This window comes from Pseudobacillus sp. 179-B 2D1 NHS, from assembly GCF_045370945.1.
GTDB lineage: Bacteria > Bacillota > Bacilli > Bacillales > Domibacillaceae > Pseudobacillus.
In genome coordinates this window covers 61,775-68,967 of record NZ_JBIQDP010000026.1, presented here as the reverse complement: position 1 = coordinate 68,967, position 7,193 = coordinate 61,775, and the positions used below count along the sequence as shown (strand labels likewise).

Sequence of the window (7,193 nt, the reverse complement as noted above, 5' to 3'; positions counted from 1 at the left end):
CAGCCACCGGTCAAATATCGGCAGCTGGCTGCTTAAAGGTGTTTTGATCCCTGTCTCAAAAATAGGGGTCAGTCCCGTCTACGCACCCTTGGCTTTTTCATTGTTTAATATTTACTTCGCAGTACTTGTCTCGCCGAAAAACTTTACAAGCTCGGTCAAAGCCTGACTGAATGTCTTTAGGTGTTCCTCTACCCTTCCAGGAAACTCTCTTTCAATGAAATCTAACGTGTCATTTGAAGTATGCCATACACCGCCATGCTTGACAGTTTGAGTATAACCATCCATGTCTCCGATTTCCCAGTTCGTTGATTCAAAGTAAGCATACGGGATGCCCAGTTCATTAAATGGCGCATGGTCACTCCAATCTCCCGTTGTCCCTGCTGGATACTCTGGGTTTACCCCCGGATTGGTGCCAATATCCAGCTTTTTCTTTCCGGCGATTTTGAGAGCCTGGTCGCGGATAAAGCCTTTATCCCCTAGGTTGCCATAGACATACATATGATCACCAACAGCTAAACTATCCAAATTAATCATTCCGACTGTATGATGAATCTCCTGTTCTGTCATTTGGCCAGCATAATAGGTTGAACCTTTCAATCCTGCCTCTTCTGCACCGAAAGCAATGAATTTCACGGAATAAGGGGTCTTGATATTTTTTAATACTTCAGCTGTTTCCAGCATGACACCAATACCAGAAGCATTGTCATCCGAACCTTTCCCGGCTGCAACTGAATCGTAATGGGCTCCTACAATGACTTCCTTACTGGACTTCCCTTTTTTATAAGCAATCACATTGGATGAATGGTACTCCACCCCTCTTCTCGTGTAAGAAAACGGTTGAACAGTCGTATTATATCCCATTCTTTTAAACTGGCTCTCCACATAATCCCTTGCCTCTGCTTCTTTTGCTGTACCGGCTACACGGCTGCCAATTTTGTAGGTTAAATATTTGGTATGTTCATAAGCCAACTTCCCCGTCTTATGAACAAGGGATGGATGATATGTGACAGTAGAAGCTGAGGCGCTTCCGACAGCACCAAGTAACAGTAGAACGATCATGACGATGGGTAAATAAAAACGATTTTTCATTTCCACCTCTCCTATTCTCCAATTCATAGTCTACTTATAGTATTTCAACCTCCATACAAACATGCAATACTTTTGTTATATAATTTAGAAAAAATGGAATCATCCCACTTCTTAATCATATCCTTCTCATGTCCATTAATGGCTTAATCTGATCAGCCTGACAGCCCCTTCATATATCACAACAAAACCAGTATTCAAGAAAATGATTAATTCAGTGAACCATATTTTTGAACGGAGGATAAAATAAAAACAAAACAATAGCCATATAAAAAGCTGGCTTCCCCGTTAGTTGGCATAAGGGACAGCTTATATGCTAGAACAATCATATAAAGCTTTTGATCCATTTGTTTTGTCTAGGAAAGGAGATGATAACCGCTTATGCTGGAGATAGAAGATAGAGTAAAATGCATAAAAAAGAGGCTGAGCCAAAATGGCTCAGCCTCTTTTGCATTTATATTATTCTTCATCCATAAATGGATAAGCAACATCTGTAGTTGGTGCAAAGTTTTCTTTGATCACGCGAGGGCTTGTCCAACGAATCATGTTAAAGACAGAACCTGCTTTATCGTTTGTACCAGATCCACGAGAACCACCAAATGGTTGTTGGTTAATCATCGCACCAGTTGGTTTGTCATTGATATAGAAGTTACCAGCTGCGCCAGATAAGCGGTTTTCTAAATACTGAATTGCTTGGCGATCTTGTGCAAAGATTGAACCTGTCAATGCGTACATAGAAGCTGTATCAACAGCATGTAATGTTTCTTCTAATTGCTCATTTTCGTATACATAGATCGTTAGGACTGGTCCAAAAATTTCTTCTGTCATTGTTTTGAAGTTTGGATTTGTTGTCACAATGATTGTTGGTTGAACGAAATAACCAACAGAATCATCATACGTGCCACCAGCAATAATTTCCGCTTCTTCCGAACCTTTTGCATATTCGATATAGCTTGTGATGGAATCAAATGCTGGTTTATCAATTACTGCACCCATGAAGTTACGGAAGTCACGAACATCCCCAACTTTAAGTTTCGCAACTTCTTCTACTAAACCTGCTTTTACTTCTTCCCACATGCTAGCTGGAATGTAAGCACGGGAAGCTGCAGAACATTTTTGACCTTGGTATTCAAATGCTCCACGAGCAAGGCTAGCTACCACTTTGTCTGCTTGTGCACTTTCGTGAGCGAAAACAAAGTCTTTACCGCCTGTTTCCCCAATTAGACGAGGGTAAGATTGATAGTTTGCGATATTTTCTCCAACTGTTTTCCAAATTGTCTGGAACGTGCTTGTTGATCCGGTAAAGTGGAATCCAGCCATACGAGAATCTGTTAATACTACTTCAGATACTTGTGAACCACGAGAAGGTACGAAGTTGATTACGCCTTTTGGTAATCCTGCTTCTTCTAGAATACGCATAAAGTAGTAGTTTGCTAATAAAGAAGTTGTTGCTGGTTTCCAAACAACTACGTTCCCCATCATTGCAGGAGCTGCTGGTAAGTTCCCGCCGATTGCTGAGAAGTTAAATGGAGAAATGGCTAGTACAAAACCATCTAATGGACGGTAGTCTGTACGATTCCAAACATTTTTCATGCTTGCTGGTTGAATTTGATAGATTTGATTAGCATAATCAACGCCAAAACGTAAGAAATCGATTAACTCTTGAGCAGAATCAATTTCAGCTTGAATAGCTGTTTTGGATTGTCCGAGCATCGTAGCAGCATTCATTAGGTCACGGTATGGACCAGAGATTAAGTCAGCTGCTTTTAAGAAGATAGCTGCACGGTGTTCCCATGGCATATTTGCCCATGCTTCTTTTGCAGCCATTGCCGCTTCTACAGCATCACGTAATTCTTTTTCTCCAGCTTGTGAATAGTTTGCTAGAACATGTTGATGATCATGTGGCATAACTACTTGCTTCACTGTATCTGTCTTTCTATCTTCGCCATTAATGATTACAGGGATATCAACAACGATATCAGATTGGCGTTTTAATTCTGCCTTTAACGTTTCCCTTTCCTTTGTACCTGGAGCATATGTATTGCCAGGCTCATTTGTAGGTGTTGGGATTTTGAAAATTCCGTTACTCATTCTTTCACATTCCTTCCTGTTAAGAAACTTTGTTGCTTTAGTAGTGAAATTACAGCTTTCATCGACAAATTATAACATACTTTTCTGCTCTTTGCCCTTTTTGTTGCTCACAAATATATAATATATTGCATTTTTCATAAGTAGTAGTCCCTTCTATGTTATTGATAGGTATTTCGAGCCTGAATAGCCGGGGCTGCGCCCTCTTTATTAATAGTTTAACTTTATGCTCAGGCCGGGACTTCTACCAATCTTTATTTCGAAGATGGACATGTACCTGTTATGCAGATATTACCACTAAATCTGAACAGAGTTACACCACATTCTGTCCTTTCTACATAACACTAACTATTCAATAAAATAGCCCGATAATCGCATAAAGATCAATAGAACTTTTGAACTAAAATCACCCAACTAATTGAAACGCGGCTAACTCGTTTGTTAAAAAGCAGATATTGATCAGAACATCCCTTAAAACAAGGGAGATTCAGCAGTCTACGGGGCCTATAGACATGTGAGGCTTACATGAACGCTAACATAGAAAAAAGGCCTCTCACCAGTTTCTTAAACAGATGAAAGGCCCTTTTAAGAAGCAAGTTCTCGTTAAAAAAGTGAGCATTCGCCTCTAACCTCATTATATCAAGGTACTATGATATCTATCACAATACGATTTCTCTTCATTTCCAAACTTGCTCATACCATTGTTTAGCCGTTTCCACTTCGCTCATAGTTAATTGATGACCATGATTTTCCCAGTGCACAGTGACTGATGCCTGGGCACTTTCTAATAATTGTTGAAGCTCTATGGACTCTTGTTGTGGACAAATCGGATCATTTGTTCCAGCTGCTATAAATACTTTCTTTCCTGATAAATTGGGGAGATCGATTCCCCGTCTCGGTACCATAGGATGGTGCAATACCGCTGCTTTTAAAGAATTTGCATGATGAAATAACAAGCTTGCTGCGATATTGGCACCATTTGAATAACCGATGGCAATAATATTTTGACGATCAAATTCGTATTCTTTAGCTGCTTCATCTAAGAAATCATTCAGCTCATTTGTACGAAAAATTAGGTCCTCTTCATCAAATACACCTTCAGCTAATCTTCTAAAGAAACGCGGCATTCCATTTTCTAATACGTTCCCTCGTACACTTAGTACAGAAGCCTCCGGATCAACGATTTCTGCCAATGCCAATAACCCATGTTCATCTCCACCTGTACCGTGCAATAAAAGCAAGACGGGTTTATCTGGTTTTTCTCCTAATCGAAAAATATGTTTCATTTTATGACCTCATTTCTAGTGTGTTTGTCTATTTAATAGATCCCTTCTATTTCACTCATCCAATGGACGCACATGAATAGGAATTAGTGATTTCTCTAAACGGTCACGGAACGATTCATATTGTGATGGCAGCATAAGATGACTGCCCATCGTTTCATATGTTTCATCGTGGGCGAAGCCTGGAGGGTCTGTCGCGATCTCGAACAAGATTTCCCCTGATTCGCGGAAGTAAATCGCATTAAAATAGTTACGGTCTTTAATTTCTGTTACATGTTGGCCTTTATCCATCGCGTAGCCTTGCCATTCCAAATGATCATGATCATCCTTTGCCCGCCATGCGATATGGTGTACTGTCCCCACTCCCATTTTTCCTCGGACACCTGTTGTCATTTTCAAGTCAATGATATTGCCAATATCTGCTGTCGATTTAAAACGTGTATAGTTTCCTTCTGTCCCCACTACTTCCAGTCCCATTACATCAACTAACGTTGCTTGAGTCTCTTGAGGGCGACTTGAATAGAGGATCGCTCCCCCAAAGCCTTTAATGGCAACGTCTTTTGTAATGTTGCCGAATGTCCAACCGTTTTCTTCTCCCCCTTCACGTTCTACAACTTCAAGTTGTAAACCATGTGGATCTTCAAATTGTACATATGCTTCACCAAATCGTTCTGCTATTGTGTAGTCTATATCAAACTTAGTGAATCGGTCCTTCCAGAAATCTAATGAACCCGGAGGAACAACATAAGTTGTCACCCCAACCTGTCCGTCGCCTATACGCCCTCTATATGCATCTGCCCAAGGGAAAAATGTAATAATGGTTCCTGGCTTGCCACCTTCATTCCCAAAATATAAGTGGTATGTTTCTGGATCATCGAAGTTCACGGTTTGTTTAACAAGACGCAAGCCCAATATGCCTGCATAAAAGTCAATATTTTCTTGTGGATGCCCTACAATTGCAGTAATGTGATGAATCCCTGCTGTCTGTTTTTTCATCTTTTCTCTCTCCCATTTATTCGTTGGTTTGTACTTGTTTTCTTACTGGTACATAAAATTTATTCAATAGGTTCCAATTTCGCCTCAATTTCACCGCGTTTTGATTCTAAAAATGGAGGCAAATCGAGTGTTTTTCCTAACTCTTTAATAGAGGAATCAGCAGTAAAGCCTGGCCCATCAGTTGCTAATTCAAACAAAATTCCGTTGTGTTCCTTGAAATAAATACTTTCAAAATAATATCTGTCAGCTGTTTTTATAATGGCAAAGCCCGAATCCTTGATGCGCTTCTCCCATAATCGCAACTCCTCTCTATTTTTCACACGAATCGCTAAATGGTGAACACTTCCTCTGCCCGGCTTTTCATTAGGTCCCTCTTGTTCGATAATGACAATCTCTCCAAATGATTGACCTGCCATCGACTGATAAATGGCTTGTTTATCCGTGCGTGATAACAGTGCATACCCAAAAATATTTTCTAACGTGCTAGACAAATGATTTAAAGAATGAACAGTTATTTCCACCGGACCCATTCCAAGAATGCGATGCCGTTGTTCAGCATCAGAATCCTTCCATTCCTTCCAATGATCAGGAACAGGTTCTCCGTTATTATTTAACAACACCATGCGGAGCCCTTCCCGATCTTCAAAATGAAGAGCGTCTCTTCCTGCATAAGTTGTTATGTCTCCATGTTCCACTCCAAACAAAGCGAAACGCTCTTTCCAATACATAAGACTTTCAATGGATGGTACTAGCAAACCAATCCTGGTAATCGCATTGGTCCCTCGATGGGTGCGGCCAGCCATCGGCATTTCAAAAAATGTTAACCCTGTTCCTGGACTTCCCGTTAAATCTCCGTAAAACAAATGATACATCGATGGATCATCTTGATTAACAGATACTTTTACCCTGCGTAAACCAAGAACATGTTGATAAAAATCATTCGTTTCTTTTGCATTTTTTGTGATCATGGAAATATGATGATGCCCTGCGATTTTTTCCATTTCCCTTCACCCATTCCTTTATAAAATGGCGTACAACGACTGAGCACATCCTTCAATACACTTGATATCGATTTGCACAGTCTTCATACTATATAACACCATGTGCATGTCACCATGCACATGGTGTATCTTAATTAACGAATGGTCTTTAAAGCAGTGGCCCAAGGAATCACTTGATCTAACATTTGGTTTACTGAGCTTTCTTGTACCTCTTTTGGTTTGAACTCTGTGCCGTTTTCAAAATCAGTGAATAGTGACAATGCTGGATGAACACGCACGTCCGCTACTAATAATTCACCTAAAATTCCACGTAAATGTTCTGCTGCCCGAGCACCGCCTACTGAACCGTAAGAAACGATACCAGCAGCTTTGTTATTCCATTCCTCACGTAAATAGTCTAATGCATTCTTAAGCGCGCCTGTTATTGAGTGGTTGTATTCTTGTACAATAAATACAAATCCGTCTTGTTTCGCAATGATCTCTGACCATGCAGCCGCTCCTGAAGCGTCGGCACCTGGTTCACCTAGTAGGGGTAATTTGTAATCTGCGATATCGATCACTGTATAATTTGCATCCCCGCGTTTGTCCGCTATTTCCTTTACCCAGGCACCTACTTGTGGACTGACACGTCCTTCACGAGTGGATCCTAAAATAATACCGATATTTATTGTAGTCATTGATGGTTCCTCCTTTGATTGTGAGCCGAATAATTTAGTTAAAAATCCCATGTGGCTTCTTT

At 40.4% G+C, this 7,193-nt stretch carries 6 protein-coding genes; all 6 read right to left on the bottom strand.

Translation table 11 applies throughout. The annotated features are described in order from the left end of the window. Nucleotides 1–111: 111 nt before the first annotated feature. The 6 genes from ACH0BF_RS20600 to ACH0BF_RS20575 all read right to left on the bottom strand — a co-directional run bounded on the left by ACH0BF_RS20600 (nucleotide 112) and on the right by ACH0BF_RS20575 (nucleotide 7,182). Complete coding sequence (locus tag ACH0BF_RS20600; protein WP_340851291.1) at nucleotides 112–1,089, bottom strand: M20/M25/M40 family metallo-hydrolase; 978 nt, start codon at nucleotides 1,087–1,089, stop codon at nucleotides 112–114. A gap of 456 nt (nucleotides 1,090–1,545) precedes the next feature. Beyond that, on the bottom strand, nucleotides 1,546–3,177 hold the full coding sequence (gene pruA / locus ACH0BF_RS20595) for an L-glutamate gamma-semialdehyde dehydrogenase (RefSeq protein WP_120036115.1): 1,632 nt from the start codon (nucleotides 3,175–3,177) through the stop codon (nucleotides 1,546–1,548). A 674-nt stretch (nucleotides 3,178–3,851) separates the two neighbouring features. Continuing rightward, nucleotides 3,852–4,460: an alpha/beta hydrolase gene (locus ACH0BF_RS20590; RefSeq protein WP_340851294.1), complete on the bottom strand. Its 609-nt coding sequence runs from the start codon at nucleotides 4,458–4,460 to the stop codon at nucleotides 3,852–3,854. A gap of 51 nt (nucleotides 4,461–4,511) precedes the next feature. Next, nucleotides 4,512–5,453 carry a ring-cleaving dioxygenase gene (locus ACH0BF_RS20585; protein ID WP_340851295.1) on the bottom strand — a complete coding sequence of 314 codons (942 nt, stop codon included), beginning with the start codon at nucleotides 5,451–5,453 and terminating at the stop codon, nucleotides 4,512–4,514. A 59-nt stretch (nucleotides 5,454–5,512) separates the two neighbouring features. Further along, nucleotides 5,513–6,454 carry a ring-cleaving dioxygenase gene (locus ACH0BF_RS20580; RefSeq protein WP_120036112.1) on the bottom strand — a complete coding sequence of 314 codons (942 nt, stop codon included), beginning with the start codon at nucleotides 6,452–6,454 and terminating at the stop codon, nucleotides 5,513–5,515. 134 nt (nucleotides 6,455–6,588) lie between these two features. Further along, a complete protein-coding gene (locus ACH0BF_RS20575; RefSeq protein WP_182917078.1) occupies nucleotides 6,589–7,182 on the bottom strand; it encodes an NADPH-dependent FMN reductase in 594 nt (197 codons plus the stop codon). Nucleotides 7,183–7,193 lie beyond the last annotated feature (11 nt).